The sequence below is a fragment of the Massilia sp. 05N420 genome (genome assembly GCF_056397205.1).
The window spans coordinates 1-22,589 of record NZ_JBFTMX010000050.1 but is presented as its reverse complement, the minus strand read 5'-3'; the positions used below and the strand labels follow the sequence as shown (position 1 = coordinate 22,589).

The following is a 22,589-nucleotide window of genomic DNA, read 5'->3' as shown; positions in this document are numbered from 1 at the left end:
GTGCGCAGCACCAATAGTCTTATATAAGACACAGGATTATTTTTATTTCCTTATTTATCAACCGCTTATATATTCGATTTCATGATACGAAAACAAATTTCTCAAACTGGAAGCTGGTGAGCCTGTATTTTTTGTGCAATTTTCATATCCGCGAACAGGATTTCGTATCATGAAAAATCGGTGTCGAACATGGGCAGCGGCAGCCAGACCGGCAGCGGTTCGTCGACCACGCCGGCCCCGGTACCGGAACCGCAAAGCATCGCCCTGCTGCAGCCTTTAATTTCCCGTCAATATATTTGTTACATAGGCTGAGTTAGCTGATTAACAGAGACCATCGCCCACTCCCCCTACGCTGGGTTCGCGGACTCATCCGTACCGCCGGCCCGTTCGCAGGACGCGAAGTGCAGGCACCCGCGATACAAGGCAAAGGAGAAAGTAAGTGAATACGCTCCGAAAGACGCTGCTTTCATCACTGCTGGCGCTGGACGCCGTCGCCTCGGCCCAGGCCGGGACGCTGGAATACCAGGGCGTCACCTTCACGTCGTCCTGGACGGACAAGGTGCTGACCCTCGAAATCGACGCCGCCCACCGCACCGGAGACTGGGCCAGCGCCACCACCATCGGCGCCCTGCAACTGAAGGACATCGGCCGCTTCGACAACGTGACCCTGACCTCGGCCCCCGGCGGCGCGGCCAGCTGGACGCTGTCGAGCAACGAGCTGAACGCGAACGGCTGCGCCGGCGGCGCCCATATCGGCGCCAGCCTGTGCTTCTCGGGCGACCGCGTCGCGCTGTCGGACGACATGGTCTTCAAGTTCACTTTCAACGGCGGCGCCACCGACTTTTCCTCGCCTCACGTGAAGGTCAACTTCTACGGCGGCGATGGCGGCCACAAGGTCGGCAGCCTGCTGTCGGAGAATATTCCGCTGGCTCCGGTGCCGGAGCCGCAGACCCACGCGATGATGCTGGGTGGCTTGGCGGTGATGGGGGCGATGGCGCGGCGGCGCAGGACCAGGCGTTAAGGTCAACTTGGGTTCCCGCCTTCGCGGGAACGACGGTGCAAGCGCCAACAAAAAAACGCCCTGCCCGGTTACCCGGACAGGGCGTTTTCACATCCTGCGCAGCAGATTACTTGGCCAGCTCCACCGTCGGCTCCTCGCCGAAGGTCAGCTCGCTGCCGTTGACGCCCACGTGGATCGTGTCCTTCGGCCCGAAGCGGCCGGACAGGATCGCCTTCGACAGCGGATTCTCGATCTGCTGCTGGATCGCGCGCTTGAGCGGACGGGCGCCGTACACCGGGTCGAAGCCGGCTTCCGCGATCTTCTGCAGGGCGGCCTCGCTGATGTCCAGGCGCATCTCCATCTTCTCGAGGCGCTGTTCCAGGCCGGCCAGCTGGATCCTGGCGATCGCACCGATGTTCTTCTCGTCGAGGGCGTGGAAGACCACGATCTCGTCGATCCGGTTGATGAACTCGGGGCGGAAATGTCCGCGCACCTCGGCCATCACGGCCAGCTTGACCACCGCCGGCTCGTCGGTGTCCATCGACTGGATCTTGTTGGAGCCCAGGTTCGAGGTCATCACGATGACGGTGTTCTTGAAGTCCACCGTGCGGCCCTGGCCATCGGTCATGCGGCCGTCGTCGAGCGCCTGCAGCAGGACGTTGAACACGTCCGGGTGGGCCTTCTCGATCTCGTCGAGCAGGATCACGCTGTAGGGCTTGCGGCGCACGGCTTCGGTCAGGTAGCCGCCCTCTTCATAGCCGACATAGCCCGGCGGCGCGCCGATCAGGCGGGCCACCGAATGCTTCTCCATGAACTCGCTCATGTCGATGCGGATCAGCGAGTCCTCGGTATCGAAGAGGAAGGCGGCCAGTGCCTTGCACAGCTCGGTCTTGCCGACGCCGGTCGGGCCCAGGAACATGAAGGAGCCGTAGGGACGGTTGGGGTCGGCCAGGCCGGCGCGCGAACGGCGGATCGCGTCGGACACGGCTTCGATCGCCTCGTCCTGGCCGACCACGCGCTCGTGCAGCTTCTCTTCGATGTGCAGCAGCTTGTCGCGTTCGCCCTGCATCATGCGCGCCACCGGGATGCCGGTCGCGCGCGAGACCACTTCCGCGATCTCCTCGGCGCCAACTTGCGTGCGCAGCAGGCGCGGCTTGTCGGCATCGGCCTCGGCTTTTTCGCCGGCGGCTTCCGCTTCCTTCAGCTGGCGCTCCAGCTCGGGCAGGCGGCCGTACTGCAGCTCGGACACCTTCTGCCAGTTGCTCTGGCGCTTGGCTTCCTCCATCTGCAGGCGGATCTGCTCGATCTCTTCCTTGATGTGGGTCGTGCCCTGCACCGCGGCTTTCTCGGCCTTGAGGATTTCCTCGTAATCGTTGTACTCGCGCTCCAGGCGGGCGATCTCGTCGTTGATCAGCTCGAGGCGGCGCTGCGAAGCCTCGTCGGTTTCCTTCTTGACGGCTTCGCGCTCGATCTTCAGCTGAATCAGGCGGCGGTCCAGCTTGTCCATCACTTCAGGCTTGGAGTCGATCTCGATCTTGATCTTGGATGCGGCTTCGTCGATCAGGTCGATCGCCTTGTCGGGCAGGAAGCGGTCGGTGATGTAGCGGTGCGACAGCTCGGCCGCGGCGATGATCGCCGGGTCGGTGATCTCGACCTTGTGGTGCAGCTCGTACTTTTCCTGCAGGCCGCGCAGGATGGCGATGGTCGCCTCCACGCTCGGCTCCTCGACCATGATCTTCTGGAAGCGGCGCTCCAGCGCGGCGTCCTTCTCGACGTACTTGCGGTACTCGTCCAGGGTGGTCGCGCCGATGCAGTGCAGCTCGCCGCGCGCCAGCGCCGGCTTCAGCATATTGCCCGCATCCATCGCGCCCTCGGCCTTGCCGGCGCCGACCATGGTGTGGATCTCGTCGATGAAGACGATGGTCATGCCCTCGTCATGCGCGAGTTCCTTCAACACGGACTTCAGGCGTTCCTCGAATTCACCGCGGAACTTGGCGCCCGCCAGCAGGGCCGCCATGTCGAGCGACAGCACGCGCTTGCCCTTCAGCGAATCCGGCACTTCGCCGTTCACGATGCGCTGGGCCAGGCCCTCGACGATGGCGGTCTTGCCGACGCCAGGTTCGCCGATCAGCACCGGATTGTTCTTGGTACGGCGCTGCAGCACCTGGATCGCGCGGCGGATCTCGTCGTCGCGGCCGATCACCGGGTCGAGCTTGCCCAGGCGGGCGCGCTCGGTCAGGTCGAGGGTGTATTTCTTCAGTGCTTCACGCTGGCCTTCGGCATCCTGCGAGTTCACCGAGGCGTCGCCGCCGCGCACGGCGGCGATCGCCGATTCGAGGGCTTTCCTCGCCAGGCCGTGCTCGCGCGCCAGGCGGCCGGCGTCGGACTTGTCCTCGGTCAGCGCCAGCAGCACCATTTCGCTCGACAGGAACTGGTCGCCGCGCTTCTGCGATTCGCGGTCGGCGAGGTTCAGCAGCTGCACCAGTTCGCGCCCGACCTGGACGTCGCCGCCCGTGCCGGACACTTTCGGCAGGCGCTCAAGCAGCCCGCGCAGGGCGTTCGCCAGCGCGCCGACGTTCACGCCGGCGCGCTGCAGCAGCGAGCGCGCACTGCCGTCGTCCTGGTTCAACAGGGCGCTCAGCAGGTGCGCCGGTTCGATGTACTGATTGTCGTTGCCGACCGCCAAGCTCTGGGCATCCGCCAGCGCTTCCTGAAGCTTGGTCGTCAATTTGTCTTGCCGCATATTCTTATCCCCTAGTGGTTGGGTTGGTATTCATAATGGAACCAAGTTAGGGATGAGGCAATGGTTTTTCAAGATGCGAAAAAGCCGGCATCGACGCCGGCTTTTCCGATCCCTGCCGGCGGGCGTTCAATCGGCGATGCGGACTTCCGGTAGTGCCGGGACGGCAGCCAGGTCGCGCACGTTCTTCTGCACCGTAACGATGGCAAACAGGACCAGCACGAAGGACATCGCATAGAAGCCTTTCTCGCTCAAGGTCAGCGCGGCATTCCACAGCCCGGTCGCGAGCAGCAGCATCGACGCCGCCAGCGAGCACCAGCTCAGGCCGAAGTACATGCCGGTCACGGGCAGGCCCTCGGCGCGGTCGCGCACCGACTTCTGCAGCGAGACCGCGGCAAAGCAGCCATACAGTAGCAGCGTGAAGTAATAGCCCTTCTCGTTCAGCTGCATCTGGGCATTCCACAGGCCGATCAGGTAAGCGATCATGCCGACGATCAGCGCGCCCCATGAGGCGCCGACGAAAGCATTGCTCGGACGTGCAGGTAATGGCTGGTGCATGATGTCCTCCGGTCAAAGAAAGTATTAACTTTGCCAGATTGCAATACAGGCACATTGAGCGCAAGCACTGCGCGCGCGGTATCAGGCGATGGCACGCCAGGTAGCAAATCCCGCGATACAGCAGCCAATCGAACCCAGCAAGTGCACAGCCGAGTGCGCCAGCGCCCAGCCGTAGTAGCCGCGCTGGAGTAGCACCATCGCCTCGCCGGAAAAGCTGGAAAAGGTGGTCAGGCCGCCAAGGAAGCCGGTAATCGCGAACAGCCGCCATTCCGGCGACAAACCCGGATAGCTGCCGAAGAAGCCGAGCAGCAGGCCGATCAGGTAGCCGCCGACCAGGTTGGCGGCCAGGGTGCCAAGCTGTATGTGTGAGTGCAATTGCCCAAGGAAAATAGTCAGCCCCCACCGCAACCAGGCGCCCAGTGCGGCGCCAAGACCAACCGCCACCCAGCTCATCGGTCAGCCCACTTCGCTTTGGCGGCGTCGTCGCTGACGCGCGCATCGACCCAGCGCGCACCCTCCGGCGTCTGTTCCTTCTTCCAGAACGGCGCTTCGGTCTTCAGGTAATCCATGATGAATTCGCAGGCGGCAAACGCTTCGCCGCGGTGGGCGCTGCTGACCGCCACCAGCACGATCTGCTCCAGCGGCAGCATCGGGCCGACGCGGTGCACGACCAGCGCGCCGTACAGGGGCCAGCGCGCCCGCGCCTGCGCGACGATCTCCTGCAGCGCGCGTTCGGTCATCTCCGGATAGTGTTCGAGCTCCAGCTCGGCCACCCGGGCGCCGTCGTTCAGGTCACGCACGGTGCCCACAAAAGTCACCACGGCGCCGATGCGCGGATCGCCCGCGCGCAGGCGGGCCACCTCCGCACCGAGGTCGAAATCTTCACGCTGTACCCTGACTTCGTTGAACAACGCCGCCGTCATTTGCCCTCCCGGGCCAGGCGCAGGAACAGCTGTTCGATGCGCGACGCGGTGCGGGCGTCGAGCAGGGCCGGCAGCGCGGCCAGTTCGCGCAGCTGGCTGCCTGCGCCGCTGTCTTTCTGCCCGCCCTTGTGGCCGGACTTCAGCGAGGACTGCAGCACCTCGACCTGCAGTTTGAGGCGTTCGCGGGCGAACTCGGCACCGCTGTCGATGCCGGCGCGGATCTCGGCGCGCAGCAGGTCGTGCAGCAGCTTGTCGCGGTTACGTTCCAGCAACTGGGCGTAGGTTTCGCGCCCCTCATGCATCGCGCGCAAGGCGGCGTCGAAGCGGCTGCGCAGCGTGCGTTCCATATCGGCGTCGAGCGGCGGCAAGGCGTTCCAGCGCGCTTCCCAGTCGCTCGCCGCCGCACCCTCACCTGCCACGGCATGTTCCAGCTCCTGCACCAGGCGCAGCCTGTCGCGCAGCTGGCCGGCCTGGGCCACACCGGCGGCGCGGCGGGCGGCTTCGAGCTTCTGCTGCACCTGCGCCACTGCCGCGTGGTAGCGCTTCTCGACCCGCGCCTCATGGGCGCGCGRCACCGGGCCGATCGCCTGCCATTCGGCCGCGGCATCGCGCAGCAGCTTGCCGGCGGTGGCCGGCGTGACGTCGGCGGCGGCCGCTTCCAGGCGCACGCTGATCGCTTCCTTGGCCGCCTCGTGGGCACGGCGTTCGATGTCCGCCTCGTGCATGCTGTCCTTGCGGCGCCGGAACACTTCGTCGCAGACGGCGCGGAAGCGCTGCCACAGCGCCTGCTCGCTCTTGCGTTCGAGCGGCAAGGTGCGCGCATGCTCCTGCCAGCGCTGCTGCAGGGCGCGCATGATGTCGATCGCGTGGCGGTCGTGCGGGTCGATCGCGGCGGCTTCCTCGATGATCGCCTCGCGGGTCGCCATCTCGCCCTTGCGCTGCTCTTCAAGCGGTCCCTGCAGGATATTCAGGGCATCCGTAAACAGGGCGTCGAGGCGCTTCTTTTCCTTGCGGTCGATGGCACCGAGGTGGCTCCAGGCCAGGCGCAGGCGCTGCACGGTGCCGGCCACGTGTTTCCACTCGGCCTCGCCGGACTCCAGGCGTCCGATCTCGGCATTCGCCTCGTCGATCAGGGCCTGGCCGCGCGCGGCGTTGGCATGACGCTCGTCGGCGAGGTGGCGGAAGTGGGCCGCCGCCGGCGCATAAGCCGCGGTGCAGGCGGCGTCGAAGCGCTCCCACAGGCTTTTCGGGGCGGCGCCGGACAGGCTGTCGAGGGCTTTCCAGCGCTCGCGCATGCTGCCGACCTTCTTCGCCAGTTCGCTCATCGCCAGGTTTTGCGTCGGCAAGGCTTCCACGGTCTTGATCAGTTCTTCGCGCGACACATTGCCGCCCCAGCGCGCCCAGTCGGACAAGCGCTTGAGTTCGGCCCGCACATGGGCCAGGCGGTCGGATTGGGCCGGCGTCAAGCGCATGCCCTTCTCACGCGCTTCCTTCAGCGACTTGTCGAGCTCGGCCGCCGTGCCCAGCGAACCCTGCTGCAGGGCTGCCTCCATCGCATCCATGATGTCGAGGAAATGCTGATCGGCGCCACGACTGCGGCCCGGCTCTTTCGCTTCTTTCGGTTTGGGAGATTCCTTGGGCTCGCGCGGCTTGCGCGCTTCCGGCTGCGGCAGGCTTGCCAGCAGGGCGTCGAAGCGCTGCTGCAGCGCGGCCGCGGCCTCGCGGTGGGCCGACTGCGCCAGTTGAGGCAGGCGATGCCATTCCTTGCGCAGCGCGTCGGCGTTCAGTTCGGTCACCGGCCTGGCCTGCTGCTCGGTAATGAAGGTTTCACGCGCCGCCAGCGCGGCCCGGCCGGCTTCGATTTCATGCAGGCTGGCCTGCAGCTTCTGGGCCTCGAGGCCGAATTCGGCCACCAGGCTGCGCGGCAGCGAGGGATGTTCGGCTGCCTGCAGGGCTTCGGCCTGCTCCCGGGTCAGGGCTTCCAGGCGGGCGGCCAGTTCGTCCGACGGCAGCGGCTCGCCCGGCAGCCGGCGCAGCGCGGCCAGGCGGTCGATCATGGCGCGCTGCAACTGCACCTGGGCTTCCAGGCGCTGGGCCAGCGCGGCGCGCACGCCGGCAAATTCTTCCTGCAGCTCCGGGGCGGCGATGACCGTCCATTTGCGGTCGAGGTCGGCAACATGATTGGGTGTCAGCAACTCGTCCTTGAGCAGTCCGCGTGCCTGCTCCAGCGTCGCTTCGCCGCGCCGCCGTTCCGACTCGCGATGCCGGTGGGCATCCAGGCGCGATTGCATCAGCTTGGCAACCCGGCGGTCGGTATTGCGCATCGCCGTATGGACGCGCTCCAGCAGCTCGGGGCCATGGACGAATTCGGCCGCGGCCAGGCGCAGCTCGGAAAATTCGCATTGGAGGATGAATTCCACCGCGGCGGCCTCGTCGCCCTGGATCCGGCTCAGCTTTTCGGCCTGCAGCGCGCGCTGCGGGGCCGCATTGGAGCCCGACCCCGAGGAGGCCGCCTGTTCCGGTTGCGCCCCCTGTCCAGCCGGCTTGTCGCCGGGCTTGTTGTCGCCCGGCCGCTTGAATAGGAACTCGAACATGATGAAATCGCACTTCCAAAATCGCCATCATAACAAAACCCTGATGGCCTCGCGCCACCGGACTGGCGCGTGCGGTCCGCCGCCCGGCCAGGCTTCAGTGCAGCAGCGACAGCATGGCGTGGCGCCGCCCGAATTCCGGCCCCGGCCCGTCGTGTCCATGCCCGTGCGGCTCGTACAGGGGATGACGGGCATCCACCGCCTCCGGCCGTCCGCGTCCGCGCCTGACCTCCCCGCGGCGCTCGCGGGCGACGGCGTCGTGGGCCAGCATCTGGTTGGCGATCGCGAACCAGGCCTCGCCGCGCACCAGGCTGCGCGCCAGCGGGAACAGTTCGTGTTCCTCGCGCTCGAGGCGGCAGCGCAGGGCCGCGATGCAGCGCTCGACGGCTTCGCAAAAGCCGCCGCGGTCGACACCGCGCGCGCCGGCGTCGACGCAGGCTTCGGCCGCCGCCAGCGAGTCGATGGCGGCCTGGCTGAGCTGTTCGAGGTCGAGCAGCAGGCCGTCGGCGGCCTCGGTGGCGCGGCGCAGGGCCGGCACCAGGAACTTGTCCAGCTTGCGCCAGTGGCAATCGTCCACCACCTGGCGCAGCCCGGCGCACAACCGGGCCGTCTGGGAGGGTATGAGGATGCCGTCATCGTCCGGCAGGGAATGCAGCTCGCGCGCAAGCGACTGCAGCGCCGAGCGAACGGTGGTCTGCTCCACGGACAAGGCAACGAGGGTGTAAGTTGACGTCAGCATTCGGTCTCCGCTCAGTTTTTCGCCGACACAAAGCTCAGCCTGACCGGCAAGGTCGAGCAGGAAGCTTGGATGGGAGGCGTATGTTTTGAACAGGCCTGCAGGAAGGGGTGTCCCCGTATCGTTGTTCATCGGCCTGAAAGAGCACCTAGTGTACGGACGGGTTTTGGAGGCGGGTTTGATCTGGCTCAAACGGCACCCGCCTCTGAACAGCACGGCAGGAAGACTTCAGGCAGCGATACTCTCGGGCAAGAAAAATATCGCGCGCAGCCGCGCCGCCACCTCGTCGGGATCGCTGCGCCCCACCTCGACCGCCGGACAGCCATGCCAGCGTGCGCAGCGCGCCACCGCGGCAGCCAGGTCGCGCAGCAGGCGCTCGCTCGGCCGCACGCCGGGCTCCAGCGCCACCGATTTCAGTTCGAACACGCCGGCCGCGCGGTGCGCCTTGGCGTCGATGCGCCCGATGAGCTGGCCGCGGCGCAGCACCGGCAGCGTGAAATAGCCGTACTGCCGCTTCTCCGCCGGGGTGTAGCACTCGAGACGGTAGTCGAAGCCGAACAGTTCCAGCGCGCGGCGGCGGTCCCAGACGATGGGGTCGAAGGGCGACAGCAAGGTGGTCACGGTCGGATTCAGGCGCCCCGCCGCAGCCTCCTCCAGCAGCGCCGCATGGTCGGGATGCACGAACACCGGATCCTTCCAGCCATCGACGCGGGCGCGCAGCAGCAGGCCCTCGTCCGCCAGCGCCTGCGGCGCCACGTGCGGCGCGCGGGTGCGGTGGTAATCCGGGACCCAGGCCGCCCTGGCCAGCCCCAGCGCCTTCACCGCGCGCAGCACGAATTCGCGCCTGACTTCTTCGATGGCGGGCGCGCGGCTGTCGTCCCAGCCGGGCAGCACGCGCTCGGCCAGGTCGTAGACGCGATGGAAATTCTGGCGCCGCGCCACCATCACCTTGCCGGCTGTGAACAGGGCTTCCAGCGAACGCTTCTCGGGCTTCCACTCCCACCAGCCGCCGCTCTTGCCGTCCGTGCGCTCGAAGTCGGCCGCCCGCGTCGCGCCATTGAGGCGGATGTGCTCGAGTACCCTGTCGACCTGCTCGGCATGCCCCTTCATCCAGGACGCGCCGGACTTCCAGCCCATCGAATGCGGGTCGAGCATGCGGTGGCGGTACAGGCCATAATCCTCGATCGGAACGAAGCAGGCTTCGTGGGCCCAGTATTCGAACAGCTTGCCTTCGGCCAGCAAGGTTTCGAGCCAGACCGGATCGTAGTCGCCCAGGCGGCTCCACAGCACCAGGTAGGGGCTGCGCGCGACCACGCTGATGGTGTCGATCTGCAGCACGCCCATGCGGCGGATGGCGGCCAGCACGTCGTCCCTGGTGGCGCGGGCGCGGCGGGGCTGCAGCATGGCCTGGGCCGCGAGGTGTAGGGCGCGCGCGGCGCCGATGTCAAGAGTAAGTTCGCTCATTCGCCCATTTTATTTGAGCTATTGCCATGTTGCTCATCCGTCGTAGAACTTTTGTCAGCGCCACACTGTCTGCGCTATAGTGAGCGCCCTGGCTCACCCACCTTCCTGTAAGACATCCATGCGGCTGCTGCACACTTCCGACTGGCACCTCGGCCAGACCCTGCACAACTTCGACCGGACCTACGAACACCAGCGCTTCCTCGACTGGCTGCTCGACACCATCGTCGCCGAGCAGGTGGATGCCTTGCTGATCGCGGGCGACATCTTCGACAACTCGAACCCGTCGGCCGCCTCGCAGCGCCAGCTCTACCGCTTCCTGCAGCAGGCGCGCGCCAAGTCGCCGCAGCTCGACATCGTCATCATCGCCGGCAACCACGATTCGCCGGGCCGCCTGGAAGCGCCCGGTCCCCTGCTCGAGGCCCATGGCACCAGGGTGGTCGGCCACGTGCTGCGCGATGCCGAAGGCAGCATCGACGTCGAGCGCATGGTGGTGCCGCTGACCGGCCGCGATGGCGCGGTCAAGGCCTGGTGCGTGGCGATCCCCTTTCTGCGTCCGGGCGACGTGCCGCGCATCGAGGCCGCCGAGCGCGAAGGCGACAATCCTGCCGTCGACGCCTACCTGTCCGGCATCGCCCTGCTCTACCAGCGGGCCTATGAGCTGGCGCGCAGCCGCTGTTCGAACGGCGAGGCCATCCTGGCGATGGGCCACTGCCACATGACCGGCGCCGATTCCTCGCCGGATTCCGAGCGCCGCATCCTGATCGGCGGCACCGAAGCCCTGCCCGCGTCCATGTTCGACCCCAGCATCGCCTACGCCGCCCTGGGCCACCTGCACCTGGCGCAGAAGGTCGGCAAGCAGGACCACCTGCGCTACTGCGGCAGCCCGCTGCCGCTCTCCTTCGCGGAAATCGGCTACCAGCACCAGGTGCTGCGCATCGACCTCGACGGCGGCAAGGCCAAGGACATCGTGCCGCTGCCGGTGCCGCGCGCGGTCGAGCTGCTGCGCGTGCCGGCCCAGCCGGCGCCCCTGAAACAGGTGATCGCGGAACTGGTCGGCCTCGACCTGCCCGAGCTGCCGCTGCACGAACAACCCTACCTGGAAGTCCGCGTGCTGCTGGACGGTCCCGAACCCAGCCTGCGCGCCCAGGTCGAGGCGGCGCTGGAAGGCAAGCCGGTGCGCCTGGCGAAGATCGAGCCGACCCGCAAGGTCGTCACCGCCGCCGGCATCGAGGCCGCCCTCAGCCTCGACCAGCTGGCCCAGCTGCAGCCGGACGACATCTTCAGGCGGCTATGGCAGCAGCGCTTCGGCGACGATGCGCCGGCCGACCAGCTGGCCGCCTTCGCCGAACTGCTCGGTGCCGACGGCCTGGAGGGCGCATGAAGATCCTGCGCATCGGCGGCAAGAACCTGGCCTCGCTGGCCGGCGAATTCGAGGTCGACTTCGACAGGGAACCGCTGGCATCGAGCGGCCTGTTCGCGATCAGCGGCCCGACCGGCGCCGGCAAGAGCACCCTGCTGGACGCCCTCTGCCTGGCCCTGTACGACGCCACGCCGCGCCTGATCAAGGGCCCGCGCGCCGGCAACTTCCTGCCCGACGTCGGCGATGACGTGCTGTCGGTGCAGGACCGCCGGACACTCCTTCGCCGCGGCACCGCCGAAGCCTATGCCGAAGTCGACTTCGTCGGCAACGACGAGGGCCGCTACCGCGCGCGCTGGAGCGTGCGCCGTTCGCGCAACCGCGCCGCCGGCGCCCTGCAGCCCGTCGCCATGAGCCTGCAGCGCCTGCCGGACCTGCAGCCGGTCGGCGGCACCAAGACCGAGGTGCTGGGCGAGATCGAGCGCCGCATCGGCCTCTCCTTCGAACAGTTCACGCGCTCGGTGCTGCTGGCCCAGAACGAGTTCTCGGCATTCCTGCGCACCGACGAGAACGAGCGCGGCGAACTGCTCGAGACCCTGACCGGCAGCACGGTCTACGGCGAGATCTCGCGCCGCGCCTTCGAACGCTGGCGCCAGGAACAGGAAGCGATGCGCCGGCTGAGCTCGCGCCTGCAGGACCAGGCCCCGCTGGCGCCCGCGGAGCGCGAAGCCCTCGAAGAGCAGCATGCCCAGGCCAGCCAGCAACTGGCCGACGTCGACACGCGCCGCGCCGCACTGGAAGAACACCTGCGCTGGCACCAGGAGCTGGCGCGCCTGAAAGCCGCGGAGACCGCCGCCGACGGCCTGCTCGCCGCCGCAAACACCGAGCTGGATGCGGCGGCCGAGCGGCGCCGGCGCCTGGCCACGCTGGACGCGGTGCAGCCGGCGCGCCCGCTGATGGCCGACCTGGCGCGCCTGGCCGACGAGCAGCGCCAGGCCCAGTCTCAGCTGGCGGCCGGCGAACAGGAACTGGCGCGTGCGCTGACGGCCCAGCAGGAAGCCTTGCGCGGCCAGATGGAAGCCGAACGCAAGCTGGAAGCGGCCGAGGATGCCCAGCGCGCCGCCGCACCGCAACTGGACCGCGCCAAGGCCCTGGACGCGACCCTCGACACCCTGGTGCCGGCCCACGCCAAGGCGCGCACGGCGCATGAGGAAGCGGTCGCCGAAGCGCAGAAGGCCGAAGCGGCGCGCCAGGCCAAGACCCAGGAACTGGCCGCCGCCCGCCAGGCCCTGCAGGACACCTCCGCCTGGCTCGAAGCCCAGCACCGGCTGGAAGGCCTGGCCGGCCAGTGGACGCGCTGGGAACAGCGCCTTGCCCAGGCCGAGGATGCCGCGCGCCTCGATGCGCAATCCGCGACCGCGCTGCAGGAAGCCAGGGCCGGTGCCGAACAGGCCGCAGGCGCCGCCCAGCGCACCGCCGTCGCGCTCGAGGCCGCGACCGCGCTGCTGGCCACCCGCGACGCCGCGCGCCGCACGGCCGCCGAGGAACTGGCCGCGATCGACGCCGATGCCCTGCGCGACGAACGCCGCCGCCTGGACGCGCGCCGCGAGCGCCTGGCATCGCTGGAACAGACCTGGAATGCGCTGGGCAGCGCCCGCCAGCGCCTGACCGAACTCGATGCCGGCTCGCAGCAGGCCAATCAGGCCCGCGCCGCCGCCCGGGAAGCGCTGGACGCCGCCCGCGCATCCGGCATCGCCCTCGACGCCCAGGTGGGCCAGGCCGAGCGCCTGCTGAAGGGCGCCCAGCTGGCCTGCGCCGACGGCGTCGAGAGCCTGCGCGCGACCCTGGTCGACGGCGATCCCTGCCCGGTCTGCGGCGCCGAGGACCACCCCTACCGCCACCAGGACGAGCGCCTGCACGCGGTGCTGGCGAACCTGTCCGAGGAACTCGCCGTGCGCCGCCGCGAGCAGCGCGACAACCTGAACCTGCAGGCCGAACAGCGCGCCGCCTTCGAGGCCGCCGGCGACAGGATCGCGCAGCTCGGCCGCGAACGCGAAGGCCTCGCCGCCAGCGTCGCCCAGCTGGAAGAAGAATGGCGCGACAGCGCATTGGCCGCGGAGGCGCCGGAAACGGGCCGCAACGCCTGGTTTGCCGAGCAGTCGGCCCGGCTGCGCGCCGATTTCCAGGTGCTGGAAGCACGCGACCAGGCGCTCGGCCGGGCGCGGCTGGCGCGCGACGCCGCCCAGCAGGCCTGGGACCAGACCAATGCCGAGCATGCCCGGCAACTCGCGGCGGCGCAGCAGGCCCAGGGCCAGCTGGCGAAGCTGGATGCCGACATCGCCGGCCTGGCCGCGCGGCGCGAAGCCGCGGCCGGCAGCTTGTCCGCCCTGCTGGCGGAACTCGATCCGGTATTCAGCGAGGCCTGCGGCGACGGCTGGCAGGACCAGTGGCGCCGCGATCCGGCTGGCTGGCGCAAGGCGCGTGCGGCCCAGGCCGGGGAATGGCTGGAGCGCTCGAACCATCGCTCGCGGCTCACCGCCGGCATCGAGACCCTCGCCGCCGGACAGGCGGGACTGGAGGAACGCGCGGCGCAAGCCCTGCGCCAGCGCGACGCCACGCGCCAGGACTTCGAACGCATCGACGCCGCACTGCGCGAACGCCGCCAGGAACGCGCCCTGCTCTTCGACGGCCGCAAGGCGCTCGAGGTCGAGCAGTCCCTGGCCGCCGCGGCGACGGCGGCGCGCCAGTCGCTGGCGGCCTGCCAGGCGGCCAGCCTGCAGGCGGCCCAGCTCGAGGCGCGGGTGCGCGCCACCCAGACCCAGGCCTTGGGCCGCATCGCCGACCTGCAGGGCGCTTCAAGCGATGCCGCCACCCGCCTGGCGCAGTGGATCGAGGACTTCGCCGGCAGCAGCCCCGAACTGGAGCCGGTGGAGAACGAACAGCAGCTGGCCGCCCTGCTGGCGGTGGGCAGCGCCCGCATCGCCCAGGAGCGCGCCGCCCAGCTCGAACTGGACAGCCGCGCGCGCCAGGCAGCCGCGGTGCTGGCCGAGCGGCGCAGCCAGCGCGAGCAGCACCAGGGCCAGCGGGCCGCCCTGCCAGCGGCGGCCATGCCCGATGCGGCCGAAGCCCTACCGGATGCCGAGGCGCTGGCGCGCCTGCTCGACGGCGTGCAGGCCGAGCGCCGCGCCGTCCACGAAACGGCGGCCGGCCTGGCGGTGCGCATCCGCGAGGACGAGCAGCGCCGCGCACGCGCGCAGTCGATGATGGCCGAGATCGAACGCCAGCGCGCCATCGAGGAACGCTGGGCCAGGATGGCGGAGCTGATCGGCTCGGCCGACGGCAAGAAATTCCGCAACTACGCCCAGCAGTTCACGCTCGATGTCCTGCTCGGCTACGCCAACATCCACCTGTCCCAGCTGGCGCGCCGCTACCGCCTGGAGCGCGTCGCCAGCCAGGCCGGCCCCTCGCTGGCGCTGATGGTGCGCGACCAGGACATGGGCGGCGAGATCCGCTCGGTGAATTCGCTGTCCGGCGGCGAATCCTTCCTGGTCTCGCTGGCCCTGGCGCTGGGCCTGGCCTCGCTGTCGTCGAACCGGGTGAAGGTGGAATCGCTGTTCATCGACGAAGGCTTCGGCAGCCTGGACAGCGATACGCTCGGCGTGGCCATGGATGCGCTGGACACCCTGCAATCGCAGGGCCGCAAGGTGGGCGTGATCTCGCACGTGCAGGAGATGACGGAGCGGATTTCGACCAAGGTGCTGGTGCGGCCGGCTGGCGGGGGTAGCAGCGCAGTCACCGTGCAATGAGGTGTGCAATGAGCGGTGCTAAAATGCGCCACTTTCCTGAGCACGTCGTTCCCGCGAAGGCGGGGACGACGGTCTCAAAGCTAACAATCGAGTCCTTAATCCATCATGTCCAAACCCGCCCGCTTCCTGACCTTCAAGTGCGCCAAATGCGCCAAGCCGGTCAAGGTCACCCTGCAGAAAGTCTCGGCCTGCTCGCATATCCAGCCCTACCAGGGTATCTGCGAATGCGGCGAGATCAAGCGCCACGCCACCGGCAATCCGGATGCCGTGAAGTCCTACGTCGAGTCGAACGAACTCCACTGGCACCATCACCACTGATCGGCCGCCCTTGAACAACGAACGCATCCACTGGATCGAAAACGGCGAAGAGCGGCAGGCAGCGTGGCGCTCGGAGAGCGGCTGGCCGGCGCCGAAGAAGGTCGTGCTGGCCGACGACACCATGAACGCCGACACCGCCTACCGCCTGGCGCTCGAAGGCACCGGCCTGCTGTGGCGCGGCGACTTCCAGAATGCGCGCCAGCTGCTGCAGGCGCTGGTGCGCCGCATCGAGCACAAGGGCAGCCGCAACAAGAGCTCCAAAGCGCGCGCCAAGGCCGCCGCCAAGCCGGCGACGCTCACCGAACAGTTCCACCGCCACCGCCTGGCCCAGCTGCAGCGCGCCCGCACCCTGGCGATGCTGCTGATTCCCTTCGAGGCCGATTATTCGATCCCGCTGCGCCGCGCGCCCGATGTGGTCGAGGCCTGCCTTGAAGCTTATGGCGCCGGCAGTGAAGCCTTCGTCGCCTCCCTGCGCGAACTGCTGGGCGTGATCGGCGCCCACGAATGGCGCAGGAAGGGCGTGTTCATCCCGGCCCTCGACGAGCGCATCCATCCCTGGTACGGCGTGTTCTCGCCGGTGCGCGGCGAATACGTCGAGCTGGTCGCGCAGGCGCCCCTGCCGGCGGGTGCGACGCTGGCCTTCGACATCGGCGCCGGTACCGGCGTGCTGTCGGCGGTGCTGGCGCATCGCGGCCTGCAGGGCGTGATCGCGACCGACATGGACGAGCGCGCGCTCGGCTGCGCGCGCGCCAACGTCGAGCGCCTGGGCCTGCAGGGCCAGGTCGAGGTGGTGAAGGCCGACCTGTTTCCGCAGGGCCGCGCCAAGCTGGTGGTCTGCAATCCGCCCTGGCTGCCGGGCAAGCCGAGTTCCTCGATCGAGTACGCGGTCTACGATCCGGACAGCCGCATGCTGCGCGGCTTCCTGGCGGGCCTGAAGGAGCACCTGCTCGAAGGCGGCGAAGGCTGGCTGATCCTGTCCGACCTGGCCGAGCACCTGGGCCTGCGTTCGCGCGAGCAGCTGCTGGGCTGGATCGCGGACGCCGGCCTGGCGGTCGCGGGCCGCCACGACATCCGCCCCGTGCACCCGAAGGCCAGCGATCCGGACGACCCGCTGGCGGCCGCCCGCATGCGCGAAGTGACCTCACTGTGGCGGATTTGCACTTCTGGCCCGGAAGCGATACAATAGCATTCTCAGACGCGGGGTGGAGCAGTCTGGCAGCTCGTCGGGCTCATAACCCGAAGGTCACAGGTTCAAATCCTGTCCCCGCAACCAAATACTGTACGACAGAAGCCCGACTCTTGAGCCGGGCTTTTGTTTTCTGGGCCAGCGCAGCGCATGAGAGACAAGAAAGACAACGCCACCTTCGACTTGCCGGGCTTCGAGCCGGCCGGCCCGGGCGAGGCCCTTGCTCCCGAACCCAAGCGCCCCGTCCCACGCAGCCGCCGCACCGCGCTCAAGCAGGAACAGATTCCGCTGATGGACCTGGGCGAGGTGGACGCCACCGGCCTGCCGGTCTGGAAGTCCGATCCGGATCTGGATCTGACCGGTTTGCCGGTTTGGAAGCCGGCGGCGTAAGCTACACACGCTGGCACGTCGCTCCCGCGAAAGCGGGAAGCCATTTCGGGCAGTGCCCGGAATGACGGTGCATACTTTGCCGTTCTAATTTTCGTCCTCATCACGCCACGGTCTTATGTCCGACACCTCCTTCGCCTCCCTCCAGCTAGCCCCCCCCTTCCTCGCCAACCTGACCCAGCTCGGCTACCACGACATGACCCCGGTCCAGGCCGCGACCCTGCCGCTGGCGCTGGCCGGGCRCGACCTGATCGCGCAGGCGAAGACCGGCAGCGGCAAGACCGCCGCCTTCGGCATCGGCATGCTGCTCAGGCTGAACCCGGCGCTGTTCGCGGTGCAGGGCCTGGTGATGTGCCCGACGCGCGAGCTGGCCGACCAGGTGGCGAACGAGCTGCGCCGGCTGGCGCGCGGGATCGGCAACGTGAAGGTCGTGGTGCTCACCGGCGGCGTGCCGATGCGGCCGCAGATCGCGACCCTGGAATTCGGCGCCCACATCGTGGTCGGCACCCCGGGCCGCATCCTCGATCACCTGGGCAAGGGCACCCTCGACCTGGCGCGCCTGCGCACCCTGGTGCTGGACGAAGCCGACCGGATGACCGACATGGGCTTCTACGACGACATCGCGGCCATCGTGCGCGCCTGTCCTTCGCATCGCCAGACCCTGCTGTTCTCTGCCACCTACCCGGACGATATCCGCGAAGCCACCGCGCGCTTCCTGAACCAGCCGGAAGAAGTGCTGGTCGAGAGCCGCCACGAACCGGTCCGCATCGCCCAGCGTTTCTATGAGATCGGCTTCGACGGCCGCCTGGAAGCGGCGGCGCGCCTGCTGGCCCACTTCCGCCCGGCGTCGGCCATCCTGTTCTGCAATACCAAGGCGCGCTGCCGCGAGCTGGCCGACTACCTGCGCGAGCAGGGCTGGTCGGCGCGCGCGCTGTACGGCGAGATGGAGCAGCGCGACCGCGACGAGACCCTGGCCCTGTTCGCCAACCGCAGCTGCGCGGTGCTGTGCGCCACCGATGTCGCCGCGCGCGGCATCGACGTCGCCGGCCTGGAAGCCGTGATCAACGTCGACGTCTCGAAGGATCCGGAAGTGCACGTGCACCGGATCGGCCGCACCGGACGCGCGGGCGAATCGGGCGAAGCCCTGACCCTCGCCGCGCCGAACGAAAAGAAATGGGTCAAGCTGATCGAGGAATACCAGCAGCTCGATGCCGAATGGCATCCGCTGGCCGAACTCGGCGACGACACCTACCCCGACGGTCCGGCGCCGATGATGACGCTCGCCATTGCCGGCGGCAAGAAGGACAAGCTGCGTCCCGGCGACCTGCTGGGCGCCCTCACCGGCGACGCCGGCCTCCACAAGGACCAGGTCGGCAAGATCCAGATCGGCGAATTCTTCAGCTACGTGGCGCTGGACCGCAGGATCGCCGAGGACGCTTTCGCGCGCCTGAATGGCGGCAATCCGCTCGGCCCGGAGTTCGGCACTGTCAAGGGCCGCAGCTTCAAGATGCGCTTTATCGAAGTGTGATGCGCGAAGTGTAATGCGCGAAGTCCGATACTGCTGAGTTGTAACCGGGCGTAACAGGCGCGCACGGTTGAGGGCAGCGCGGGGCATCGTCCGCGTAAATCTGGCATGATTTGCTACAAATATGGGTTAGCAAAATGACCAGAACACTCATCATCGGACCCGAGCAGCAGCGCCTCGAAGGCCGCACCGTCAGGGACATCGTCGAGCACGATCCCGCGCAGGTCAACGAGGTCTGGTGCCGCAAGATCTTCCGCCAGCTGCTGCAGTCGCTCGAACTGCAGTACGCGATGCGCATGCCGCACCGGGCGATCACTCCCGACACCGTCGTCTTCCACGACAACGGCGAGCCCTTGCTGATTCCCACCGAACTCGACGACGCCCAGGACGAAGCGGCCGACCTGACCGCGCTGGCGCGGGTGGTGCACTTCGCGATCACGCGCGAGCTGGCGCCCACCGGTCCGCTGCAAGGCCGCGCGCCGGAAGGCTACAGCGATTCCCTGATCACCGCGGTCGACCGCTGCATGTCGAGCGATCCTGCCGAACGCCCGCGCAGCATCGACGAGCTGCGCCACATCCTCGGCATCGTGTCGCTCGGCCCGGCGATGCCGGCGGCGCCGGCCGTCGCGCCGGCGGCCGCGACGATGCCCTTCCGGCCCATCACGCCCTTGCAGCCCGACGCCGATGTGCCGGCGGCCGCCCGCAAGCCCCAGCCGGCCATCCCCGTGCCGGACGACAGCCCGCCCTCCTTCATGCGCGAGGGCGGCGCTACGCGCCTCGGCGGGCTGCCGCGCTGGCAGCGCTGGGCCCTCGCCGGCGGCGGCGGCGCCTTCCTGGTCGCCGTCGCGCTGGCCCTGTTCGCGGAACTGCGCGACTCCGGCTCCTACGACCATATCGTGCTGACCCTGCCGCAGACCGGCGAACAGGCGCATCGGGACGCAGCCTCGGCGCCGCCACCGCTGGCGCAGGCCGAGCCGCATGCGCCGGCTTCCGATGCGACGGCATCGGCACCGGCGCCGGCCGAAGCCGCGGAGCCGGCGCCCGCAGCCATGCCGCCGGCGGCAGTCACGCCGGCGCCCGCCGCCCCCGGCGTCCTTGCCGCACCGGCACAGCCGCAAGCGGGACCTGCCGCTTCCGCCACTTACAAGCTGGCGATCAAGCCCTGGGGCGTGGTCTACGTGGACGGCGTCGACCGCGGCGTCAGCCCGCCGGTCAAGCGCCTGACGCTCACGCCTGGCAAGCACACGATCCGCGTCGCCAACCCGAATTTCCACGACCGCGTGCTCGAAGTCGATACCGGCGCCGGCAGCGGCCAGATCGCCGTCGACTTCAGCGACGCTCCCCGGTGAGCAGACATCCATCCATGACCAAGCAGCGACTCCACCTCCTCGTCCTCGCCACCGCCGGCGCCATGCTGCTCGGCGGCTGCGCCGAGTTCCCGATCTTCGACCAGAAACAGGCCCGCACGCCTTCGCATCCGAAAGCCGCCGCGMCCAAGGCCCCGGCCACAGTGGAGCGCGAGCGCAGCGATACACCGCCGCCGGCGCGCGACAGCGCCGGCCGCATGCGCGACCGCGACGGTGACGGCATCCCCGACGCACCGAAGGAAGCGAACGGCCTGCGCGAAGGCATCCGTTTGTACAACGAGGGAGATTTCAATGGGGCGATCCGGCGCCTGTCGGCGCGCGACGTCAACAACGGCCCGTTGCCGGCGCGGCTGACGGCGCTGAAATACCTGGCCTTCAGCTATTGCGTGACCTCGCGGCCCTCGCTGTGCCGCCAGGCCTTCGACCGGGCGCTGCGCCTGGATCCTTCCTTCGACCTGGCGCCCGGCGAACACGGCCACCCGCTGTGGGGCCCGGTCTTCACCAGGGCCAAGCAGGCTGCCGTAGCGTCGCGCTGAATCAGAAGGGCAGCACCCTGCGCTGCGGCCGGATTTCCTTCTTCAGGAAACCGGCGATCAGCGGATCGGCGACGAAGTCGAGCTTCTCGTAAAAGGCGCGGTTGTGGTCCATCGGCTGCAGCAGCACGCGCGGAATGCCCAGACCCAGGCAGTGCTGTTCGATCTGCTTCATGAGCCATTCGCCGATGCCGCGGCCGCGGTGGGCGTTCAGGACGATCAGGTCGGACACGAAACAGAATTGCGGCGGCGCCAGCTCGAGGCGGGCAATGGCAACCCTCTTCTTTCCCGACTCGACCGTGACCCACTGGACCAGGCCGCCCATTCCGCCGGCATTGGCGGAAGCGGAAGTGTCGCGGTTGCTCCAGCCTGCGTCTTTGCGGAATGCCAGCAAGACCTTGTCGGGCAGCGGAGCGCTCAGGGGGAAGGCGAGAGAAGATTGCATAGGAGAATGTTTGTTAACTGCTCCCAGCTTAGAACGGCTAAACCCGCCACGCGAGCGCGGGAATGTAAAACAATCAGCTTAATTGTAAGTAGATGTTACCAAATGTAATTACAGTATTTACAACAGGCGAGCTTTCCCCATGCACGTCCGCATAAAGAGGTGCTAGCATGCCGGTCTGCCGTTCCGGCCCAGCCCCAACCCTCATCCAGCCCGACACATGCCTCCCCTTCCCCGCTCTTCATTCGATGCGATCGTCGTCGGCACCGGTCCGGGTGGCGCCAGCGTGGCGCGCGAACTCGCCGCCAACGGGGCTTCGGTACTGATGCTGGAACAGGGCGGCGCCGAGCCGCTCGAGGGTACGCTCGGGCAGATGGCGGCCATGGCCGCGGTGCCGGGCAAGGGCGCCTTCATCCACCGCGATGCCTCGCTGCTGGTGCGTGCGATCACCCTGGGCGGTACCTCGGCCATCAATTTCGCCACCGCGGCCCCACCGCCTGCGGCCATGTTCGCGGCCCACGGCATCGACCTGGCGCCGGCGCTCGCGGAGCTGCGCGCCGAGCTGCCGATGGCGCCCCTGCCCGACAGCCTGGTCGGCCCGATGGCGGCGCGCATCATGACGGCGGCGCGGGAGCGCGGCCTGCCCTGGCACAAGCTCGACAAGCTGATCCGCCCGCAAGCCTGCCGCACCGGCTGCTGGCGCTGCGTGACCGGCTGCCCCTACGGCGCCAAGTGGACGGCCCGCGATTTCGTCGACGAGGCCCGGCGTCACGGCGCCGTGCTGCGCGAGCGCGCGCGGGTGGAAAGGGTGCTGGTCGAGGATGGACGCGCGGTGGGCGTGGAAGCCACGATCGCCGGCGAAAGACAGCAGCTGCGCGCCGGCCTCGTGGTGCTGGCCGCCGGCGGCATCGGCAGCCCGCGCCTGCTGCGCGCCTCAGGCTTGCTGGAAAAACCGGCCGCCTTCTTCAGCGACCCGGTGATCGCCGTGATGGGCAGCGTCGACGATATCGACGGTGGCGCCGAAGTGCCGATGGCCGCCGGCGCCAGTTGGCCCGAAGACGGCATCGCGCTGGCCGACCTGACCCTGCCGCAAGCCATGTACCAGGCTTTTGCCCTGCAGGCCGGACGCCTCGACCGCCTGCTGGCGCATCGCCGCACCCTCGGCATCATGGTCAAGATCCGCGACCAGGTCGGCGGCAGGATCGGCCGGCGCTGGGTCGATAAGATCCTGCAGCCGGCCGACCGCGAGAAGTTCGACAAGGGCGTGGCCATCGCGCGCGGCATCCTGGAACAGGCCGGCGCCCATCACGTGTTCGCCAGCCACCACTTCGCCGCCCACCCGGGCGGCAGCCTGCGCATCGGCGAGCGGGTCGATGCCGGGCTGCGGACCGCCACGCCCGGCCTCTACGTCTGCGACGCTTCGGTGATCCCCGAGCCCTGGGGCCTRCCACCGACGCTCACCCTGCTGGCGCTGGGCAAGCGCCTGGGCAAGGAACTGGCGAATTAGAAGGCGCTGTTCGCGTACATGGACGCCCCCTGTTTGCAAGGACTTCTTCAATCGCTGTAGGTAACAGGTAAGGTTACAACCGTACATTCGGACTTTGTGTTGGCTTGAGCCCTGTCCCTGATGGGTTCCGCTGGTCGACCTCCCCAATC

The 22,589-nt window shown here is 68.4% G+C and carries 18 protein-coding genes and 1 tRNA gene; 11 read left to right on the top strand and 8 right to left on the bottom strand.

Annotated elements, in window-relative coordinates; all coding sequences use genetic code 11:
* Positions 1-439: 439 nt before the first annotated feature.
* Positions 440-1,021, top strand: coding sequence for a PEP-CTERM sorting domain-containing protein (locus tag AC1DIX_RS24010; protein ID WP_477327951.1), 582 nt, complete (start codon positions 440-442; stop codon positions 1,019-1,021).
* Between the two features lie 106 nt (positions 1,022-1,127).
* Here the strand turns inward: AC1DIX_RS24010 and clpB are convergent, their stop codons facing one another.
* The 7 genes from clpB to AC1DIX_RS23975 all read right to left on the bottom strand — a co-directional run bounded on the left by clpB (position 1,128) and on the right by AC1DIX_RS23975 (position 10,012).
* Positions 1,128-3,743, bottom strand: a complete 2,616-nt coding sequence (clpB, locus tag AC1DIX_RS24005; protein ID WP_442124664.1) for an ATP-dependent chaperone ClpB — start codon at positions 3,741-3,743, stop codon at positions 1,128-1,130.
* A gap of 126 nt (positions 3,744-3,869) precedes the next feature.
* Entirely contained in the window at positions 3,870-4,298 is a 429-nt protein-coding gene (gene yiaA / locus AC1DIX_RS24000) for an inner membrane protein YiaA (protein ID WP_477327950.1), read from the bottom strand.
* Between the two features lie 81 nt (positions 4,299-4,379).
* Positions 4,380-4,751, bottom strand: coding sequence for a fluoride efflux transporter CrcB (gene crcB / locus AC1DIX_RS23995; RefSeq protein WP_442124662.1), 372 nt, complete (start codon positions 4,749-4,751; stop codon positions 4,380-4,382).
* Positions 4,748-5,221, bottom strand: coding sequence for a molybdopterin synthase catalytic subunit MoaE (gene moaE, locus AC1DIX_RS23990; protein ID WP_477327947.1), 474 nt, complete (start codon positions 5,219-5,221; stop codon positions 4,748-4,750). Before moaE ends, crcB begins: the two co-directional genes overlap by 4 nt.
* A complete protein-coding gene (locus AC1DIX_RS23985) occupies positions 5,218-7,815 on the bottom strand; it encodes a DUF349 domain-containing protein (protein WP_477327945.1) in 2,598 nt (865 codons plus the stop codon). The genes moaE and AC1DIX_RS23985 overlap by 4 nt, the downstream gene beginning before the upstream one ends.
* Positions 7,816-7,909: 94 nt before the next feature.
* Positions 7,910-8,551 (bottom strand): hemerythrin domain-containing protein, encoded by a 642-nt coding sequence (locus AC1DIX_RS23980; RefSeq protein ID WP_477327943.1) that lies wholly within the window; start codon positions 8,549-8,551, stop codon positions 7,910-7,912.
* Positions 8,552-8,776: 225 nt separating this feature from the next.
* Entirely contained in the window at positions 8,777-10,012 is a 1,236-nt protein-coding gene (locus AC1DIX_RS23975) for a winged helix-turn-helix domain-containing protein (RefSeq protein ID WP_477327941.1), read from the bottom strand.
* A 118-nt stretch (positions 10,013-10,130) separates the two neighbouring features.
* Here AC1DIX_RS23975 and AC1DIX_RS23970 point away from each other — a divergent pair, with 118 nt between their 5' ends.
* The 9 genes from AC1DIX_RS23970 to AC1DIX_RS23930 all read left to right on the top strand — a co-directional run bounded on the left by AC1DIX_RS23970 (position 10,131) and on the right by AC1DIX_RS23930 (position 20,494).
* Positions 10,131-11,393 carry an exonuclease SbcCD subunit D C-terminal domain-containing protein gene (locus AC1DIX_RS23970; RefSeq protein WP_477327939.1) on the top strand — a complete coding sequence of 421 codons (1,263 nt, stop codon included), beginning with the start codon at positions 10,131-10,133 and terminating at the stop codon, positions 11,391-11,393.
* Positions 11,390-15,175: an AAA family ATPase gene (locus AC1DIX_RS23965; protein WP_477327937.1), complete on the top strand. Its 3,786-nt coding sequence runs from the start codon at positions 11,390-11,392 to the stop codon at positions 15,173-15,175. The genes AC1DIX_RS23970 and AC1DIX_RS23965 overlap by 4 nt, the downstream gene beginning before the upstream one ends.
* 105 nt (positions 15,176-15,280) lie before the next feature.
* Complete coding sequence (locus tag AC1DIX_RS23960) at positions 15,281-15,493, top strand: hypothetical protein (RefSeq protein WP_198119358.1); 213 nt, start codon at positions 15,281-15,283, stop codon at positions 15,491-15,493.
* Between the two features lie 10 nt (positions 15,494-15,503).
* Complete coding sequence (locus AC1DIX_RS23955) at positions 15,504-16,679, top strand: methyltransferase (RefSeq protein WP_442124655.1); 1,176 nt, start codon at positions 15,504-15,506, stop codon at positions 16,677-16,679.
* Positions 16,680-16,689: 10 nt separating this feature from the next.
* A tRNA-Met gene (locus AC1DIX_RS23950) sits at positions 16,690-16,766 on the top strand.
* Positions 16,767-16,829: 63 nt separating this feature from the next.
* Complete coding sequence (locus AC1DIX_RS23945; RefSeq protein ID WP_442124654.1) at positions 16,830-17,069, top strand: hypothetical protein; 240 nt, start codon at positions 16,830-16,832, stop codon at positions 17,067-17,069.
* 115 nt (positions 17,070-17,184) lie between these two features.
* The gene (dbpA, locus tag AC1DIX_RS23940; protein ID WP_477327935.1) at positions 17,185-18,594 is read left to right on the top strand and encodes an ATP-dependent RNA helicase DbpA; all 1,410 of its coding nucleotides are present in this window, start codon (positions 17,185-17,187) and stop codon (positions 18,592-18,594) included.
* Positions 18,595-18,728: 134 nt separating this feature from the next.
* Positions 18,729-19,940: a serine/threonine-protein kinase gene (locus AC1DIX_RS23935; RefSeq protein WP_477327933.1), complete on the top strand. Its 1,212-nt coding sequence runs from the start codon at positions 18,729-18,731 to the stop codon at positions 19,938-19,940.
* Positions 19,941-19,954: 14 nt separating this feature from the next.
* Positions 19,955-20,494, top strand: a complete 540-nt coding sequence (locus AC1DIX_RS23930; protein WP_477327931.1) for a TssQ family T6SS-associated lipoprotein — start codon at positions 19,955-19,957, stop codon at positions 20,492-20,494.
* Position 20,495: 1 nt separating this feature from the next.
* Here the strand turns inward: AC1DIX_RS23930 and AC1DIX_RS23925 are convergent, their stop codons facing one another.
* Complete coding sequence (locus AC1DIX_RS23925; protein ID WP_477327929.1) at positions 20,496-20,936, bottom strand: GNAT family N-acetyltransferase; 441 nt, start codon at positions 20,934-20,936, stop codon at positions 20,496-20,498.
* Between the two features lie 217 nt (positions 20,937-21,153).
* Between AC1DIX_RS23925 and AC1DIX_RS23920 the strand changes: the two genes are divergently transcribed.
* Positions 21,154-22,440, top strand: a complete 1,287-nt coding sequence (locus AC1DIX_RS23920) for an FAD-dependent oxidoreductase (RefSeq protein WP_477327927.1) — start codon at positions 21,154-21,156, stop codon at positions 22,438-22,440.
* The last annotated feature ends 149 nt before the right edge of the window (positions 22,441-22,589 follow it).

What these genes read in the sequence shown, in the direction of transcription:
- clpB (WP_442124664.1), bottom strand. Translation starts at nt 3,743, where the DNA reads ATGCGGCAAGACAAATTGACGACCAAGCTTCAGGAAGCGCTGGCGGAT.
- yiaA (WP_477327950.1), bottom strand. Translation starts at nt 4,298, where the DNA reads ATGCACCAGCCATTACCTGCACGTCCGAGCAATGCTTTCGTCGGCGCC.
- crcB (WP_442124662.1), bottom strand. Translation starts at nt 4,751, where the DNA reads ATGAGCTGGGTGGCGGTTGGTCTTGGCGCCGCACTGGGCGCCTGGTTG.
- moaE (WP_477327947.1), bottom strand. Translation starts at nt 5,221, where the DNA reads ATGACGGCGGCGTTGTTCAACGAAGTCAGGGTACAGCGTGAAGATTTC.
- AC1DIX_RS23980 (WP_477327943.1), bottom strand. Translation starts at nt 8,551, where the DNA reads ATGCTGACGTCAACTTACACCCTCGTTGCCTTGTCCGTGGAGCAGACC.
- AC1DIX_RS23975 (WP_477327941.1), bottom strand. Translation starts at nt 10,012, where the DNA reads ATGAGCGAACTTACTCTTGACATCGGCGCCGCGCGCGCCCTACACCTC.
- AC1DIX_RS23970 (WP_477327939.1), top strand. Translation starts at nt 10,131, where the DNA reads ATGCGGCTGCTGCACACTTCCGACTGGCACCTCGGCCAGACCCTGCAC.
- AC1DIX_RS23965 (WP_477327937.1), top strand. Translation starts at nt 11,390, where the DNA reads ATGAAGATCCTGCGCATCGGCGGCAAGAACCTGGCCTCGCTGGCCGGC.
- AC1DIX_RS23960 (WP_198119358.1), top strand. Translation starts at nt 15,281, where the DNA reads ATGTCCAAACCCGCCCGCTTCCTGACCTTCAAGTGCGCCAAATGCGCC.
- AC1DIX_RS23945 (WP_442124654.1), top strand. Translation starts at nt 16,830, where the DNA reads ATGAGAGACAAGAAAGACAACGCCACCTTCGACTTGCCGGGCTTCGAG.
- AC1DIX_RS23935 (WP_477327933.1), top strand. Translation starts at nt 18,729, where the DNA reads ATGACCAGAACACTCATCATCGGACCCGAGCAGCAGCGCCTCGAAGGC.
- AC1DIX_RS23925 (WP_477327929.1), bottom strand. Translation starts at nt 20,936, where the DNA reads ATGCAATCTTCTCTCGCCTTCCCCCTGAGCGCTCCGCTGCCCGACAAG.